This is a genomic window from Micromonospora sp. LOL_014 (assembly GCF_048060245.1).
GTDB lineage: Bacteria > Actinomycetota > Actinomycetes > Mycobacteriales > Micromonosporaceae > Micromonospora_E.
This window is the reverse complement of the sequence record NZ_JBHMIP010000016.1, coordinates 19438-36238: the sequence shown is the minus strand read 5'-3', so window position 1 is coordinate 36238 and position 16801 is coordinate 19438. Positions and strand designations below refer to the sequence as shown.

The 16801-nt window shown below is 70.0% G+C and carries 15 protein-coding genes; 11 read left to right on the top strand and 4 right to left on the bottom strand.

Translation table 11 applies throughout. The annotated features are described in order from the left end of the window. Window positions 1-187: 187 nt before the first annotated feature. Window positions 188-1135, bottom strand: coding sequence for a hypothetical protein (locus ACFHW1_RS15700; protein WP_416615669.1), 948 nt, complete (start codon window positions 1133-1135; stop codon window positions 188-190). 273 nt (window positions 1136-1408) lie between these two features. After that, window positions 1409-2431, bottom strand: a complete 1023-nt coding sequence (locus ACFHW1_RS15695) for a LacI family DNA-binding transcriptional regulator (RefSeq protein WP_416557006.1) — start codon at window positions 2429-2431, stop codon at window positions 1409-1411. A gap of 147 nt (window positions 2432-2578) precedes the next feature. Here ACFHW1_RS15695 and ACFHW1_RS15690 point away from each other — a divergent pair, with 147 nt between their 5' ends. From ACFHW1_RS15690 to ACFHW1_RS15645, 10 genes are all read left to right on the top strand, one after another. Next, complete coding sequence (locus tag ACFHW1_RS15690; protein WP_416557007.1) at window positions 2579-4606, top strand: beta-galactosidase; 2028 nt, start codon at window positions 2579-2581, stop codon at window positions 4604-4606. Continuing rightward, complete coding sequence (locus ACFHW1_RS15685; protein ID WP_416567725.1) at window positions 4603-5517, top strand: carbohydrate ABC transporter permease; 915 nt, start codon at window positions 4603-4605, stop codon at window positions 5515-5517. Before ACFHW1_RS15690 ends, ACFHW1_RS15685 begins: the two co-directional genes overlap by 4 nt. Further along, window positions 5514-6404 (top strand): carbohydrate ABC transporter permease, encoded by an 891-nt coding sequence (locus tag ACFHW1_RS15680; protein ID WP_416615667.1) that lies wholly within the window; start codon window positions 5514-5516, stop codon window positions 6402-6404. The genes ACFHW1_RS15685 and ACFHW1_RS15680 overlap by 4 nt, the downstream gene beginning before the upstream one ends. A gap of 54 nt (window positions 6405-6458) precedes the next feature. Continuing rightward, complete coding sequence (locus tag ACFHW1_RS15675) at window positions 6459-7781, top strand: ABC transporter substrate-binding protein (protein ID WP_416557010.1); 1323 nt, start codon at window positions 6459-6461, stop codon at window positions 7779-7781. 10 nt (window positions 7782-7791) lie between these two features. Continuing rightward, window positions 7792-9885: an alpha-galactosidase gene (locus tag ACFHW1_RS15670; RefSeq protein WP_416557011.1), complete on the top strand. Its 2094-nt coding sequence runs from the start codon at window positions 7792-7794 to the stop codon at window positions 9883-9885. A 138-nt stretch (window positions 9886-10023) separates the two neighbouring features. Continuing rightward, complete coding sequence (locus ACFHW1_RS15665) at window positions 10024-12285, top strand: FAD-dependent monooxygenase (protein WP_416557012.1); 2262 nt, start codon at window positions 10024-10026, stop codon at window positions 12283-12285. Between the two features lie 74 nt (window positions 12286-12359). Continuing rightward, complete coding sequence (locus ACFHW1_RS15660; protein ID WP_416557013.1) at window positions 12360-12662, top strand: putative quinol monooxygenase; 303 nt, start codon at window positions 12360-12362, stop codon at window positions 12660-12662. After that, window positions 12659-13927 carry a cytochrome P450 family protein gene (locus ACFHW1_RS15655; RefSeq protein ID WP_416557014.1) on the top strand — a complete coding sequence of 423 codons (1269 nt, stop codon included), beginning with the start codon at window positions 12659-12661 and terminating at the stop codon, window positions 13925-13927. Before ACFHW1_RS15660 ends, ACFHW1_RS15655 begins: the two co-directional genes overlap by 4 nt. Before the next feature lie 62 nt (window positions 13928-13989). Further along, window positions 13990-14676, top strand: a complete 687-nt coding sequence (locus ACFHW1_RS15650) for a TcmI family type II polyketide cyclase (RefSeq protein WP_416557015.1) — start codon at window positions 13990-13992, stop codon at window positions 14674-14676. A gap of 105 nt (window positions 14677-14781) precedes the next feature. After that, window positions 14782-14976, top strand: a complete 195-nt coding sequence (locus ACFHW1_RS15645) for a hypothetical protein (RefSeq protein WP_416590000.1) — start codon at window positions 14782-14784, stop codon at window positions 14974-14976. 39 nt (window positions 14977-15015) lie between these two features. Here the strand turns inward: ACFHW1_RS15645 and ACFHW1_RS15640 are convergent, their stop codons facing one another. Both ACFHW1_RS15640 and ACFHW1_RS15635 read right to left on the bottom strand, forming a co-directional pair. Further along, window positions 15016-15168: a hypothetical protein gene (locus ACFHW1_RS15640; protein WP_416615666.1), complete on the bottom strand. Its 153-nt coding sequence runs from the start codon at window positions 15166-15168 to the stop codon at window positions 15016-15018. After that, window positions 15165-15395, bottom strand: coding sequence for a hypothetical protein (locus ACFHW1_RS15635; protein WP_416557018.1), 231 nt, complete (start codon window positions 15393-15395; stop codon window positions 15165-15167). Before ACFHW1_RS15635 ends, ACFHW1_RS15640 begins: the two co-directional genes overlap by 4 nt. Window positions 15396-15521: 126 nt before the next feature. Here ACFHW1_RS15635 and dapF point away from each other — a divergent pair, with 126 nt between their 5' ends. Next, window positions 15522-16517 carry a diaminopimelate epimerase gene (gene dapF / locus ACFHW1_RS15630; protein ID WP_416615665.1) on the top strand — a complete coding sequence of 332 codons (996 nt, stop codon included), beginning with the start codon at window positions 15522-15524 and terminating at the stop codon, window positions 16515-16517. Window positions 16518-16801: the final 284 nt, after the last annotated feature.

Below are 16801 nucleotides of genomic sequence, written 5' to 3'. Positions count from 1 at the left end.
GTCAGAACCAGCTTTGCCCACCACCGCATGTCGTACGCCCTCCCCATGGTTGGAAGATCGTAGACAGCTAAGTGTACTTCACGTAGTCAACTGACTCTCCAGGGTAACTATGACCTGCTGTCTAGCGGACTGCGGCCCGCTGCTCCACGATGGAGCAGCAGGCCGCAGCCGGACGATCGATGATGGATCAGGCAGGTGGGGCGAAGGTGATGCTCTGCGGACCGTTGGCGCGAATCGGTTCCCCGGTGGCGCTACTGAAGTCGGTACCGCCATGCCAGCGGTGCTCTCCATCGCAGACGCAGTGGATCTTGACTTGCTGTCGCGGTAGGACCAGGAGTGACGCCCCGGTCGCCCTGTCGGCCAGCTCGGCGAGCCCGACCGGGTCCTTTGTGCTGACATTGAGGAGTGTCAGCTTGCCCGGAACCTGCGGCGAGTCGGCGGTCTCAACGCTCACCGAGGTGCCAGCCTCCATCTGGTACGCGTACGGCGGGGCGTTGACGTCCGCCGTGACCAGATCGGCGCGCAGCCGGTTGCCGACGTGTCCACTCCACTGGTACGGGTAACCGTCGGCGTTGAACAGCAGCGGCCACTCGTACGGCCCCAGCCAGTCGATGACGAACGCTCCCTTGTCGCCGATCGGCGAGTAGCGCGGATCCCGTGAACCGTCGGCGACCGGCGCGACGACGCCGACCGTACCGTTCGTCACGGTCTCGTCATCCGCGCCCAGCACCGTGCCGACGATCATCGAGCGCGGGTCCAGGCGGATCGTCGGTCCGGGCCGCACCTCGTCGGCGGAGAAGGTGAACCACCGCGCATCTTTCTGGGTGCCGGTGCCGCCGACCTGGCTGACCCACTGGGCGCCGTACTGGCTACCCGAGTCGGGCAGCGCGAACAGATTGTATGAACCCGGACCGGGAACCGAGACATTCACCAGGCCCCGCGAGTCGCTGCGGGTCGGACAGACGGCAGGAAAGCTGAACGTGAATACCGGAACGGCGAATACGCAGATGCCGGTCACCGGCTCACCGGTGACGGCATCCACCACGTCGGTGCGGATGCCCGGCCCGTCGAAGGTCGTCGTCGCGTACGCCTGCGGTGCGATCGTGGCACCGCCCAGGAGGGCTGCGGCGACCACCGAACCGAGCGCGATCCTCCGTTTCCGGTTGCCGACCGAGCGTGGTTCGACGGCGCGGTGGGCCCCGCCTTTGCCGCCTGTGGAAAATCGAGTGATTCTCAACGAGGTTGCCCCTTTCGCATTTGCACTGCACTGCTAGGTGCCAGATGAGTTTGTAGCACGGATCATCGTCAATTCCCGGTTGCGGATGCCGGTGCGGCGAGCGTTTCGCTGTCGATCGGTGCCCGCGATGCCTGGAAACGCGCAACCGGGTTCGGTTCCGGGTGACGCCGCTCAGGCGGACTCGCGCCATACGACGGGGGTCGGCAGCAGCGTCCCGCCGGATGCGATGGAGTTGCCGTCGATCTGGTGCAGCACCAGGTCGGCGGCGCGGGCGCCGATCTCTTTCGCCGGCTGGTGCACGGTGGACAGCAGCGGGTTAGTGCGTAGCGCCCAGGCGCTGTCGTCGAATCCGACGACCCCGACATCGGCCGGCACGGTCCGGCCGGCCTCACGCAGGGTCTGGATCGCTCCGGCGGCGACCACATCCGAGGCGGCGAAGATGCCGTCGAGGTCGGGTGCCCGATCCAGGAGGGCCCGCATGCCGTTGACGCCGCACGAATAGTCGTAGAAGGGGACCTCGGCAACCAGGCGGGAGTCGAACCGGTCGCCGAGAGCCTGGCGGAAGCCGGTGAGCCGGTCGGCACCGGAGTCCCGGTTCAGGGCAGCAGCGATCATGCCGATCCGTCGCCGGCCGGTGGCGGCCAGGCGGGTGGTGATCTCGCGCGCTGAGCCGACGTTGTCGACGCCGACGAACGGGATCTCCTGCGCCAGGTCGGGCGGATGCCCGACGAAGGTGGCCGGCAGCTTCAGGTTGGTGACGACCCGGGTGATCGGGTCGTGCGCGCGGGCCGAGACGATCAGCGCGCCGTCGACGAAGCCGCCGCTGAGGTAGCGAGCAACCCGTTTGGTGTCCCGGTCAGAGTCGACCACCAGGTTGACCATCTGATACTCGGCGACGGAGAGCACCGCGTTGGCGCCCAGCATGAGGGCTCCGATGTTCGGGTCCTCCATGAACAACGAGTGCGGTTCGAGCACGATGAAGCCGACTGCCTGGGAACGCTGGGTGACCAGGTTACGGGCGGCGGTGTTGGGGACGTAGCCGACCTCGGCGATGGCGGCGAGGATCGCGGCGCGGGCGGCGGGGGAGACGTAGCCGCCGTTGAGGACCCGGCTGACCGTGCCCCGGGACACACCGGCGCTTGCGGCGACGTCGTGCACGGTCGCCCGCTTCGTCGTCGGTCTCGGCCGGTTCACGTCGAACACTGTAGCGGCCGGCCCTTGACCTGCGACGGAACGCGCCCTTAACGTGTGCACGTTCACACATTCGTTCGCCGACTGTTCGCCCGGCGAAATGTGTGCACGTGCACAGAGTCAGTTCGTTCCGGCAGCGAGGACACCCCGATGAAACCGCCCCGTGACCGGCCGGCCGCACCACTGCTGCCGTCGATCCGCGGCATCACGCTGGGCTGCGACTACAACCCGGAGCAGTGGCCGGCAGCGGTGTGGCGCGAGGATGTGGCGCTGATGCGTCAGGCCGGCATCGGCCTCGTAGCCATCAACATCTTCGGTTGGTCGAGCATCGAGCCCCGGCCGGGCGAGTACGACTTTGCCGCCCTCGACGAGGTGATCGGCCTGCTGCACGACGCCGGCATCAAACTCAACCTCGGCACCGGCACTGCTTCCCCGCCACCCTGGCTGACCACCCGGCACCCCGAGCTGCTGCCGCAGGCAGCTGACGGCACCACCCGGTTCCCCGGTGGTCGGCAGGCGTGGTGCCCCAGCTCGCCGGTGTTCCGCAGGCACGCCCTGGCGCTGGTTGAGCAGGTCGCCCAACGCTACGGCGGGCACCCCGCGTTGGCGCTGTGGCACGTGTCCAACGAGCTTGGCTGCCACAACGCGCTGTGCTACGACGAGGCCAGCGCGGTCGCCTTCCGGAGCTGGCTGCGAAAGCGCTACGACAGCCTTGACACGCTCAACGACGCCTGGGGCACGGCCTTCTGGAGTCAGCGCTACGGCGACTGGGACGAGGTGGAACCACCCCGGGCGAACCTGTCAGTGCCCAATCCGGCGCAGCTACTGGACTTTCACCGGTTCAGCTCCGCGCAGTTGCTGGAGCACTACCGCGCCGAAGCGGCGGTGCTGCGCCGGCACAGCACCGCGCCGATCACCACGAATCTGATGGTAACCGCCCATATCAGAGATCTAGACTACTGGTCCTGGGCGCCTGACCTGGACGTCGTGGCCAACGACCACTATCTGGACCACCGGCTCGGCGACCCGGTCGCGGAACTGTCCTTCGCCGCCGACCTCAGCCGTGGGCTAGCCGGGGGAGCGTCGTGGATGCTGATGGAGCAGGCGACCGGCGCGGTCAACTGGCAGCCCTGGAACCTCGCCAAGGAGCCAGGCCAGATGATCCGCAACTCGCTCACCCACGTCGCCCGGGGCGCCGACGCGATCTGCTTCTTCCAGTGGCGGGCCTCCGCCGCCGGGGCTGAGAAGTACCACTCGGCGATGCTGCCGCACGCCGGCACCGACACCACCACCTGGCGGGAGGTGCTGCGGCTGTCGGAGGTCTTGGACCGCGTCGGTGAGGTCGCCGGCACTCGGGTGCGCTCCGACGCGGCCCTGCTGTTCAGCTGGGAGTCCTGGTGGTCCGCCGACGGTCCGGCCCGCCCGTCGACCGAGATCCGCTACCTCGACCAGGTGCACGCCGCCTACACCGGCCTGCGGGAGCTCGGCGTGACCTGCGACGTCGTCGCGCCGGACGTCGACCTCGCCGGCTACCGGCTGGTCGTCGTGCCGTGTCTGCACCTGGTGACCGATGAGCAGGCCGCCGCGCTGGCCGAGTACGTCGACGCGGGCGGCCACCTGCTGGTGACCTTCTACAGCGGCATCGTCGACGAACACGACCGGATCCGCCTCGGCGGCTACCCCGGTGCCTTCCGCGAGCTGCTCGGCGTGGTCGGCGAGGAGTTCGTCCCGCTGCTGCCCGGTGTCGAGGTCACCCTGGACAACGGAGCCCGCGCCCGGTGGTGGACCGAGCGGTTGCGAACCACCACCGCCGCGCCCCTCGCCCGGTACGCAGACGGCCCGCTGCCCGGCACCCCGGCCGTCACCCGCAACGCCCACGGCGCCGGCACCGCCTGGTACGTGGCGACCGCGCTGGCCTCCGATGGGCTGCGGGACGTGCTGCGTACCGCCGCCGACAGGGCCGGGGTGACCCCGCACGGTCCGGAGAACGACGGCTCGGTCGAGGTGGTCCGGCGCGTCGGTACCGACCGCAGCTACCTGTTCGTCGTCAACCACGGCCGTCGGGAAATTCGCCACGCCGCCAGCGGCTACGAGCTCGTCACCGGGACCCCGGTCGACGGGCAGCTGCGGGTCGGCCCCGGCGAGGTCCGGGTGGTCAGAGAGGAGCCGGCTCGGTGAGCAGATTCCGTACGGTGCGGTCGACGGCGACCGGCCGTCGCCGGGCACCCGTACCGCACAAGCGCGCCATCGCGATATTCGTGGTGCCGTTCGGGGCGCTTTTCGCGCTGTTCTACGCCGTCCCCATCGGCTATGCCGTGGTCCAGTCTCTGTACGTGGTTGAACGCACCGGCACCTTCGGTCCGGCCCGGGAGGTCTTCGGCGGGCTCGCCCAGTACCAGCGGGTGCTCACCGACAGCCCCTTCTGGTTCTCGATCGGCCGGGTGCTGCTGTTCGGCGCGGTGCAGGTGCCGGTGATGCTCGGCCTCGCCCTGCTGCTGGCCCTGCTGCTCGACTCGGGTCTGGTCCGCGGTCGGCGCTTCTTCCGGCTCGCCTTCTTCGTGCCGTACGCGGTGCCCGGCGTCGTCGCGGCGATCATGTGGGGCTTCCTGTACTCGCCCAACCTGTCGCCGTTCACCGCCGTCACCGGTCGGGCGGACCTGCTCGGCGCGGACCTGGTGCTGTGGTCCATCGCCAACGTCGTGACCTGGGTCTACGTCGGTTACAACATGCTGATCATCTACTCGTCGCTGCTGGCGATCCCGCCGGAAATCTACGAGGCGGCGCGGCTCGACGGTGCCGGCCCGGCCCGGATCGCCTGGTCGATCAAGATTCCGATGGTGATGCCGGCGATCGTGCTGACCACCGTCTTCTCCATCATCGGCACCCTGCAGCTGCTGGCCGAACCGCAGGTGTTCCGGACCTTCAGCTCGGCGGTGTCCAGCACCTACACCCCGAACCTGACCGTCTACTCCACTTCGTCGATCCCCAACTTCAACCTGGCTGCGGCCTTCTCGGTGGTGCTCGCCTTGGCGACCTTCGCGCTGTCCTTCACGTTCCTGAAGTTCACCCAGCGTCGGGGCGTGCGATGAGCGCCCCAGCCCGCACCCCCGCCGGCCACTCGCCTGGCGGTACGCCGCTGCGGAGTTCGATGCTGTCGCGGTCCGCCGCCACCCTGGTGATGCTGGTCTGCACCGCGTACTTCCTGGTGCCGATCTGGTGGCTGTTGGTCGCTTCGGCGAAACCCGGCGGGCGGGTCACTCAGGGGGCGCCCCTGTGGTTCGACGACTTCGCGCTGGTCGACAACGTTGCCGAGGTGCTGACCTACCGCGACGGAGTGTTCCCCCGGTGGATTCTCAACAGCCTCGCCTACACCGGCGGCGCCGCCCTGATCGGCACTCTGCTCGCCGCGATGTGCGGGTACGCCCTGGCCAAGTACCGGTTTCCCGGCCGGGAGACGCTGTTCAACGTGGTGCTCGGCGGCGTGCTGGTGCCGGCGACCGCGCTCGCCCTGCCACTGTTTCTGATCTTCAGCCGGTTCGAGGCGACCAACACCTTCTGGTCGGTGTTCCTGCCCAGCCTGGTCAACCCGTTCGGGGTCTACCTGGCCCGGATCTACGCCGCCGCGAGCGTGCCGGACGATCTGCTGGAAGCGGCCCGCCTCGACGGCGCTGGTGAGGTACGGACCTTCTTCACCGTCGCCACCCGGCTGATGCTGCCCGCACTGGTCACCATCTTCCTGTTCCACTTCGTCGCGGTCTGGAGCAATTTTCTGCTGCCGCTGATCATGCTCGGCGACGAGCGGCTGTTCCCGGTCACCCTCGGCCTCTACACCTGGAACACCCAGGTCAACCAGTTGCCCGAACTGCGTGGTCTGGTGCTCGTCGGCGCGTTGCTGTCGATCGTGCCGCTGGTCGCGGCGTTCCTGCTGCTCCAACGGTTCTGGCGGACCGGCCTCGGGGCGGGCTCGGTCAAGTGACCCCGCCTTTCGCCGGACCCCCGTCCATCCACCGATAATGAGAGAAGGATTTCGATGAGATTCCCCGCCTCGACAGTCGGCGTACTGCTCGCCAGCACGCTGGCGCTGGTCGCCTGCTCCTCCGGCGATTCCGGCGATTCCGGTTCCGGCGCCGACTGCAGCCCGGCCGAAGGCCCGGTCACCCTCGACTTCACCTCCTGGATCCCCGGCATCGAGCAGGTGGTCGAGGTCTGGAACGAGCAGAACCCCGACATCCAGGTCAACGTGCAGACCGGGCCGAACGGCAACGGCGGCACCTACCAGAACTTCTTCAATCAGCTGCGGGCCGGCAACGCGCCGGACCTGGGCCAGATTGAGTACGACGCGTTGCCCAGCTTCAGGGTGCAGGACGGCCTGGTCGACCTAGGTGCCTGCGACATCGTGCTCGACGCCCGGGACCAGTTCGTCGACTGGACCTGGGGGCAGGTCAGCTTCGGCGAGGAGGGTTCGGCGTACGCCGTACCGCAGGACGCCGGACCGATGGCCCTGTTCTACCGAGCGGACCTGTTCGAGGCCAACGACATCGAGGTGCCGACCACCTGGGCCGAGTACGCGGCCGCCGCCGAGACAGTCCGCGCAGCAGGCGGCTACATCACCAACTTCTCGCAGAGCGACATCAACCAGTTCGCCGGCCTGGCGTGGCAGGCCGGCGGCCGCTGGTTCGCCAACGACGGCGATCAGTGGACGGTAGACCTGACCGACCCGCAGACCACCCAGGTCGCCGAGTTCTGGCAGGACCTCATCGACCGAGACCTCGTCTCGGCCGAGCCGCCGTGGACCACCGAGTGGGACAACGCCTACAACAGCGGTTCCGTCTGGACCTGGGTATCAGCGGTGTGGGGCGCCAACTCGATCAGCTCCGGTGCGCCGGACACCGCCGGCAAGTGGGCGGTCGCGCCGATGCCGCAGTGGAATGCTGGCGAGCAGGTAGCCGGCAACTGGGGAGGTTCATCCATCGCCGTGTTCCAAGGCAGCGAGCACGTCTACGAGGCAGCTCAGTTCGCACTCTGGTTGAACACCTCCGAGGAGGCGTTGACCCTGCTCAACGCAGAAGCGAACATCTACCCGGCCACCACCGCCGGTACCCAGCTGCCGGCGCTGCGCGAAGGCGTGGAGTTCTACGGCGGCCAGCCGATCTACGAGGTCTTCGCCGAGGCGTCGCAACAGGTTGCCGCGGACTTCGTCTGGGGCCCGACGATGACCCAGACCTACGCTGACGCCTCCGATGGCTTCAAGGCGGCGGTCTCCGGTCAGGGCACCCTGCTGGACGCACTGACCGCCGCCCAGGCCTCGACGGTGGATACCCTGAAGTCGCAGTCCATCCCGGTCACGGAGTAACCGTTTGATCATGTACCTGCGGGCCGCGGGCACCAGCCTCGTGCTGGACGCCCGTGGCCCGCACCCACCGGTCGTCCTGCACTGGGGCGGCGACCTTGGCGACCTGACCGAGGGCGAGTTGACCGACCTGGCCGACGCGGCGGTCCCGCCGGTGCCGCCCAGCGCGGTCGATCAGCCGCTGCGGTTGACCCTGCTGCCCACCCCGGGCCAGGGCTGGACCGGCCGGCCCGGCATCGCCGGACACTGGTCCGGGTCCGGGCGGCCCGTTGACGACCTGCGGCTGCGAGCGGTCAGCCGGACCGGCCCCCGCGATCTGGTGGTCGACTGTGACTGCGCCGCCAACGGGTTGCGGGTGAGCACCGATGTCTCGCTGAGCGACCAGGGCGTTCTACGGATCCGCCACCAGGTACGCAACACCTCTGAGGTCGACCTGCACCTGGCCGCGTCGGACGTGGTGCTGCCAGTGCCGGAGCAGGCTGCGGAGGTGCTGGACTTCACCGGGCTGTGGGCCCACGAGCGACGTCCGCAGCGCGGCCGGCTGCGCGACGGTACATGGATGCGGCAGACCCGCCATGGCCGGCCCGGGCACGACGACCCGTTCCTGATGGTCGCCGGCACCGCCGGCTTCGGGTTCCGGCATGGCCGGGTGTGGGCGGTGCACCTGGCGTGGAGCGGCGACAAGCAGCTGTACGCCGAACGCCAGGCAACCGGGCACAGCCTGCTCGGCGCCGGTGAACTGCTCGCCCCCGGCGAGCTGATCCTGCCGCCCGACGGCAAGTACACCACCCCGTGGACGGTCGCCGCTTTTTCCGCCGACGGCCTCGACGGTCTCTCCACGCGGCTGCACGGCTGGATCCGGGCCCGCCGGCCGCTGCGCGGGCCTCGGCCGGTGGTGCTCAACACCTGGGAAGCGGTCTACTTCGACCACGATCTCGACCGGCTGACCCGGCTGGTGGACGCCGCCGCGCAGGTCGGCGTCGAACGATTCGTCCTCGACGACGGCTGGTTTACCGGTCGGGTCGACGAGCGGCGGGCGCTCGGCGACTGGGCCGTCGATCCGCAGCGCTGGCCGGCTGGTCTGGGGCCGCTGGTCGACCGGGTCCGCTCCCGGGGCATGGACTTCGGGCTGTGGGTGGAACCGGAGATGGTCAGCCCTAACTCCGAGCTGGGCCGCGTCCACCCCGAGTGGCTGCTCGGGCCGGCGCACGCTCCGACCTGGCGGCACCAGCGGGTGCTCGATCTGGGCAACCCGGACGCCTACCGGTATCTACGGGGGCGGCTTGGCGCGCTGCTCGAGGCGTACCCGATCGCTTACCTCAAGTGGGACCACAACCGGGACCTGCTCGCCGCAGCCGGCGCGCACCGGCAGACCACGGCGCTCTACCGGCTCCTGGCCGACCTGCGGGTGGCCCACCCTGACCTGGAGATTGAAAGTTGCGCCTCCGGTGGCGGCCGCATCGATCTGGGCATCGGTGAATTGGTCGACCGGTTCTGGACCTCCGACACCAACGACCCGCTCGACCGGCAGCGGATCCTGCGTTGGACCAGCGTGCTGATGCCGCTGGAGTATCTCGGCGGGCATCTGGGTGCCGGCACCGCGCACGTCACCGGCCGGGCCACCGATCTGGGCTTCCGGCTGGCCACCGCGCTGTTCGGACACGCCGGCATCGAATGGGACCTGACCTCCGCGACCGACGCCGAGCGCGCCGACGTCGCCGAGTGGGTCGCCGCGTACCGGCGGTTGCGGCCACTGCTGCACACCGGGACGCTGGTGCGCGCCGACAGCCCCGATCCGGCCCGGCAGCTGTACGGGGTCGTCGACGCCGACCGGCACACCGGCGTGTACGCCCTGGTGGCGCTCGACGCGGCGCGGTCGGCGTTGCCGGTGCCGCTGCGGCTGCCCGGCCTCGACCCGCAGCGTCGCTACCGGGTGAGCCCACTGCGGATCGGCCCGGCGCCGGCGACGCTGCAGGTGCGGCCGCCGGCCTGGCTGCACCCCGGTGAGGTGACCCTGCCCGGCCGGGTGCTGGCCGAGGTCGGACTGCCCGCACCGCTGCTGCACCCGCAACAGGCGGCGCTGTTCACCGCCGATGCGGCCGGCTGAGCGCACACCTGTAGATCGTTCCCCCGATGGGTCGCTGGCGCGTCACCGGCCGCCCACAGTGCCCCGTGCCGTGTTGACGGTCGGGTGACGCGGTGTTGGCGAAGGTCAGGTCCACCGCACGCCGTTCAGGGGGACCAAATGATCAGGACGATGCTCCGGGTCCGCGCCCGCAGCGGATTTGAGACGGTTGTGGCGTCGGCGTGGCGCGCCGTCGCCGACGACATCGGTGCGATGCCCGGGAACCGACTACGCCAGCTGCTCGTCGACGCCACCGATCCGGGTACCTTCGTCGTGGTCACCGAGTGGGCGGACGACGCCGCGCTGCGCGACTATCTCGACGGACCCGTCGCCCGGCGGTGGGCCGACGCCGTACAGGCCGCCTGCGAACCGCCTGCCGTCGGCAGCTACCGGGTGATGCACGGCCGGGCCGGCACCGACGCCCGGATCTATGTCGACGTGGCGATCGTCGTTCCCGTCGACCGGATCGACGAATTTCACCGTGGGCACGTCGAGGTCGTCACCCGCATGTCCGGAGTGGATGGCTACCTGCGCGAGGAGCTGCTGCGCGAACCCGGCACCCCGGTGCACCACATCTTCGCCGAGTGGCGCAGTCAGGAGCAGTTCCGCCGATGGATCTCCGACCCCGACCACGAGCGGGCCGAAGCCGGTCCGATCGCGGAGTTCCTCGTCGGGATCCGGCCCCGGATCTTCCACCCCGCCGACCCGTCGAACGACCCGCCAGCGGCACCGGCACACAGCACCGACGTGCTGGTGGTCGGCGCCGGGCCGACCGGGCTGACCACGGCGATCGAACTGGCCCGCCGGGGTGTCGACTGCCAGATCATCGACAGACTGACCAGCCCACCGGACCAGGCAGACAAGGCGATCGGGGTGCACTGCCGCACCATGGAGATTTGGGCGGACCAGGGCGTCGACCGAGAGGCCATGAACGCCGGCAGCTGGCTGGTCGGTCAGGCGGTCTTCGTCAACGGGCACCAGGTGCACCGGGGCAGCTGGGAGCTGCCCGGGCTGCCGTACGCGCACCTCGGGCTGCCGCAGTACGAAACGGAACGGATTCTCACCGACCGGCTCGCCACCCTCGGCGTACGGCCCCGGCGCGGCACCGAACTGGTCGACTTCACCAGCGACGACGACGGGGTCACCGCCAACCTCGCCCACGCCGACGGCGGCACCGAAACGGTCCGCGCCAAGTTCCTCGTCGGTGCCGACGGCGCGCACAGCCGGGTACGCCAACTACTCGGCCTCACCTTTACCGGCGGGCTGGGCCGCTTCCCGCAACTGTTCATGCTCGGCGACGTCGACGTGGGCTGGGACATGCCCGCCAACCACCTGCTGCGGTTCATCCACGAGACCGACGGCCAGCTGGACAACATGCTCGTCTGCGTACCGCTGCGGGGTGAATCCCGCTACCGGATCGCGACGATGGCGCCGCCGCGCTACTTCGCCGCTACCTGCGGCGAGAACGCCCCGCCCGGGTTCAGCGCCGAACTCGGCGAACCGACCCTCGCCGACGTGCAGGCAGTGCTGGACCAGCTCGCGCCGGCCGGTACGACCGCGGCCAACCTGCGGTGGTCGTCGATTTTCCGGATCAGTCACGGCATCGTCGACCGCTACCGCGATGGGCGGATCTTCGTCGCCGGCGATGCCGCCCACCTGCACCCACCAGCCGGCGGCCAGGGCATGAACACCGGCATTCAGGACGCCTGGAACCTGGCGTGGAAGCTGGCGCTGGCGGTCCGTGGTGTCGCCGCGCCCGGCCTGCTGGACAGCTACGAGATCGAGCGTCGACCACAGGGGGAGGAGGTCGTCGGGCGGGCGGTGCGGCTGGCCTTCACCGACGAGTTGGAGCGTGAGGACCTCGAACGGCAGTTCCTGCAGGAGATGTCGATGCTGGTCAGCTACGCCGACAGTCCACTGGTCGGCGAGTCGCTGGCCACCGTGGACGCGCTGCGCACCGGCCCGGCCCCGGGGGAGCGCGCTCCCGACGTGTCCGGCCTGCGTCGGCGCGGTGTCGGGCATCCGATGCGGCTGCACGAGCTGACCCGGGGGACCCGGCACACCCTGCTGCTCTACGCCGACCGGACAGCGGACGAGGCCACTCTGGCCGCCATCGACAAGCTCAGCGCCGACCTGCCGGAGCGGACGTACGGCGAGGTCGAGGTCTACCTGCTGCTCAGCCCGGACACGCCAGCCCCGCCAGCGGACCATCCACCGGTGCTGCACGACGCCGCCGGTGGGTTCCGGGCCGGGTACGGCACCGCCGGCGCCGCCGCCTACCTGATCCGGCCGGACGGCTACGTCGGTTTCCGCAGCCAGCCGATCAACGTCGAGGCACTACGCCACCACCTGCACCTGGTGTTCAACGGCGGTGCCCGGTGACCGCCGCTTCCCCGAACCACACGGGCCAGACGGGCCGGACAGACCAGATAGACCCGGCCGGCCCAGTCCGTGCCGTGCTGTCGATGCGAACCCGCCCCGGGTGCGAGCGGCGGTTCGAGACCGAGTGGCAGGCCATCGCCGATCAGATTCGCATGCTCGACGGTTGCCTGCGCCAGGACCTGGTCCGCGACGCCGACGATCCCCGTAGCTACCTGATCATCACCGACTGGGCGGACCGGGAACGCCTCGACGCGTTCGGCCGCAGTGCGCAGCGCGACCGGCTGCTGCGGGTGATCCGGGAGTTGCGTGAATCCGCGCAGCGGCACACCTACCAGGTGCTGCACAGCGTGCCGAGCGAACGAAAGGAGCCGCGATGACCGCCGACCCACGACCGGCCGAGCCGGTCGGGTCCAACGAGCCAGCCGTCCCGGCGGCGGAGTTCTACACCGACGGTTACGCCGCCGACCCGTACCCCACCTACGCCCGGATGCGTGCGCAGTGCCCGGTCCGGTTGGTCGCCTCACCTCGGTTCGACTCCTATCTGATCACCCGCTACGACGACGCGCGGGCGGCGTTGACCGACCCTCGGCTGTCCAAGGACCTGTACGGCCCGGAAGGCCACTACCTGCGGTTCTTCGGGCCCAACTCGGAGGGCCTGAACAAGAACATGCTCAACTCGGATCCGCCGGAGCACAGTCGGCTGCGGCGGCTGGTGTCGCAGGCGTTCGCGCCCCGGCGGATCGAGGCCCTGCGGCCCCGGATCGGCCAGGTCGTCGACGATCTGCTCGACAAGTTCGCGCCGAGAGGCGAGGCGGACCTGATGCACGAGTTCGCCGTACCGCTGCCGATGGTGGTGATCTGCGAGCTGCTCGGCGTGCCGAAACCCGACCACGAACAGGTGCTCGGCTGGACCCAGGTGATCCGGACCTCCGGCTCGGCCAGTCGACCGCCCGACCAGGAGCGGGCGGCGGTGCAGCAGGTACAGGCACAGCTGCACGACTACCTGACCGGGCTGGTCCGGGCCAAACGCGCGACGCCGGCCGACGACATGCTGACCGCCTTGATCGACGCCTGCGACCACGGTGGGGCGCTCACCGAACGGGAGCTGGTCTCCACCGCGTTCCTGCTGCTGTTTGCCGGTCACCAGACCACCGCCGACTTCCTCGGCAACGCCATGCTGGCTTTGTTGACCAACCCTGGACAGTACGAGCTGCTGCGGGCCCGGCCCGAGCTGCTGCCGGCGGCCGTCGAGGAGCTGCTGCGCTTCGACGGCCCGCTGCCGATCGCCAGCCCTCGGGTGGCCACCGAGGACGTCGAGTACGACGGTGTCCGCATCCCCCGCGGGGCAGCGGTCGGGGTGGTGCTCAACTCGGCCAACCGCGACCCGGACCACTTCACCGACCCCGACCGCCTCGACGTGACCAGCGAACGCGGACCCCATCTGGGCTTCGGCCACGGGGTGCACTACTGCCTGGGGGTTTCGCTGGCCCGCATCGAGGCCCGGACCGGTATCGGCGGGCTGCTGCGCCGGCTGCCGGACCTGCGGCTGGCCGTACCCGCCGCCGAACTGCGTCGACTCCCGGCAGCCTCGCCGTTTCGCGGGCTGCTCGAGCTGCCGGTCCGGTTCACCGCCGCCGGCTGACCCACCACCGGTCACCGGGCGAACCGACCCGGCTGATCCCCACCGTTCTGCGAGGAGTTGTCATGGTCTTCCGCAACGTGATCGTCTGCCGCATGGTGCCGGGCAGCGAGAACAAGATCGCCAAGACTTTCGGCCACTACGACAAGGCCACCCGGCCGCAGGACTTCGGCGTCATCGGGCGCATCCTGCTGTCCCACCACGACCTCTACATCCACATCGTCGAACGCAACGAGGACCCGGCGGTCTCCGGGCAGACCCGGGGGCTGCCGGCGTTCAAGGAGATCGCCGAGGCGATCGGCCCGTACGTCACCCCGTACCCGCGCAACTGGCAGAACCCGTCGCACTCGGTGGCCAAGGAGTTCTACCGCTGGGCTGCGGAGGGGAGCAGCCCGGCGGGAGGGGCCGGCCCGGACCCGGCCGGCCGGCATCTGACCGTGATCGTCGGGCGGATCAAGCCCGGCGCGGAGGACAACGTCGCCCGGATCTTCACCGAATCCGACGCCGGCACGTTGCCGGTCGAGATGAGCGTGACCGCACGCTGGCTCTACTCGATCGACGACGTCTACGTGCATCTGCTGGAACGTTCGGTCCCGCACACCGCCGACGACGCGCGGATCCACGACAAGCCGAAGTTCGGCAAGATCATGGAAGAGTTGAGCCCGTACATCAGCCCGTACAACCAGGACGCCTGGCGCGGCCCGGTGGACGCGGTCGCCAAGGAGTACTACCGCTGGCGGGCTGAGGACTGACCCCGACGGTGCGGTGACCGGCGGTCGCCGCCAGCCGGCTACCGGGAGGCGGCGACCAGCCGGTTGGAGCCGGCCCGGGTGACGTCGTAGCCGACCCGACCGGCGGTGCCGAGCAGCTTCAGCGCCGCGCGCACCCTGGGCGGCGGCCAGGCCGGACGCCTCGGCCAGCGCGCCGACGTCGATGCTCGGATCCCAGTCGAGCAGTTCGCCGATCAGCTCGGCGTCGTCGGCGACCTCGTCGCCGGCCAGGGCGGGCAGGACGCCGCCCTCGCCGGAGAAACGCCGGGCCGGCTCCGGTGACAGGGTCAGCGACAGGCCCATCCCGGCCAGGTCCAGCTCTCACACGGTGGCCGCCGGTGCCGCGCCGGCGGCCACCGGCGGTCCGTACACCCACAGCACCGACCGGTCGCCGGCACCGGGCAGCCGGCGCAGCAACGTCGCAGCCTCGGCGGCCGGGATCTTCGCCCGCAGGTCCGTCCCCGCCGCGATCACCTGCACCTCGGCGAAGCCGCGTAGCCAGCGGCGGGCAGCGGCACCTTCCGCTCCACGACCAAACTGTCCATCATAGACGCCGTCAGGTCGTCCGGGGTGACGTCGAGGCGGGCGTACACCCCGCAGCAGCCGGAGAAGGACTCGAACCGCAGCCGGTCGCGGCCGCCGGTGACCACCGGGTCGAGGCTGGCCGGGTCGATGGGCCGGTGGTAGCGGGTGCGGGCCACCTCGGCGACGGGCGGACGGGTTCAGATACCGGTAGGTCGCGACGGCGTTCACGGTGGCGCAACCGTAGACTGGTCGCCGGTGCCGGCCGGTCGCGGCGGCGAGTGACAGCGGGGGAGTGCGTACGGATGAGGTCAGGCCTGCCGATTCTGAAGGCGCACGGCTCGCAGAACGACATCCTGGTCGTCGAGGGCCGGCCGGGCGACTACGCGGCCGAGGCGGACGTGCCGCACCTGGTCCGCCGGCTCTGTGACCGGTCTGGGCCGCTCGGCGGCGGCGACGGCGTCTACTTCGTCGATTTCGGCCCGGCGGTGCCGCAGGCAATGTTCTTCAACCCGGACGGCTCGTTCGCCAAGCTGTGCGGCAACGGGATGCGCTGCGTCGGACGGCTGGTGCTGGACACCCGCGACGCCGAGCGGGCGGTGGTCCGGGCCGGGGACAGCGACTTCGTGGTGCTGCGGGCCGAGTCGACGCCGGAAGGAGTCCGGCAGACCGCGGTCGAGATGCCGAAGGTGGATTTCGATCCCGCCGAGCCGGTGGTCGCCGTGGCGCAGCCGCACGTCGACACCCCGCTGCCGGCGCTGCACCCCACGTACGGACTGACCGCACTCTCCGTACCGAACGACCACCTGGTCGCGGTGGTGGAGAAGTTCGACGAGGCCGAGCTGGTCGCTACCGGGGAGCGGATCACCGCCGCCACTGACCTGGTACCGCGTGGGGCGAACCTGTCGTTCGTGTTCCCGCTCGACCACGGCGAGATCTACGTGCAGACGTACGAGCGGGGCGCCGGGCTGACCCCGTCGTGCGGTTCGGGCGTCGTCGCCTCCCGGGCGGTCTGGTCGCGGCTCGGCCTGGCCGGGGCCGGCGAGCGGATAATCGTCCGAAACCCGGGTGGGGTGGCGACGGCCTGGCTGACCGGTGACCCAGCGGCCTGGCAGGCCACCTTGCAGGGCAACGCGTCGTACGTCTACCGGGCCGACGTCGACCTGGCGGCGGTCGTCGCCGGCACCTTGGCGTCGGTGCGGCGGGACACGTTCGTCGACGAAGTCGAGGCGTTCGCCCAGTTGCGGGAGAACAACCACGCCGTGCTGCACGCCGCCGGCGTACACCCTTCGATCGGCTGATTTCTGTCCCGACGCGGGCCGGCTCCGGCCCGGCTCCGGCCCGAAGTCGGGCACTTCCGATTTTCCGACCGGCCACCGACCGGGTGGCGACTGATTCCAGTCTGGTCAGCGTCGACTCCATGTCGATGGACATCAATGCAATGTCGAGTGATGCGGAGTTCTGGCGGTATCGGCAAAAGGTGCCAGCGTACGGGAGCACAAGACAGAATGACATACCTCTACATCAATCTGTTTTGCGCCTAACATCTGTGTCAGTCAGGTACCCCGGTTACCCGGTCGGTCTG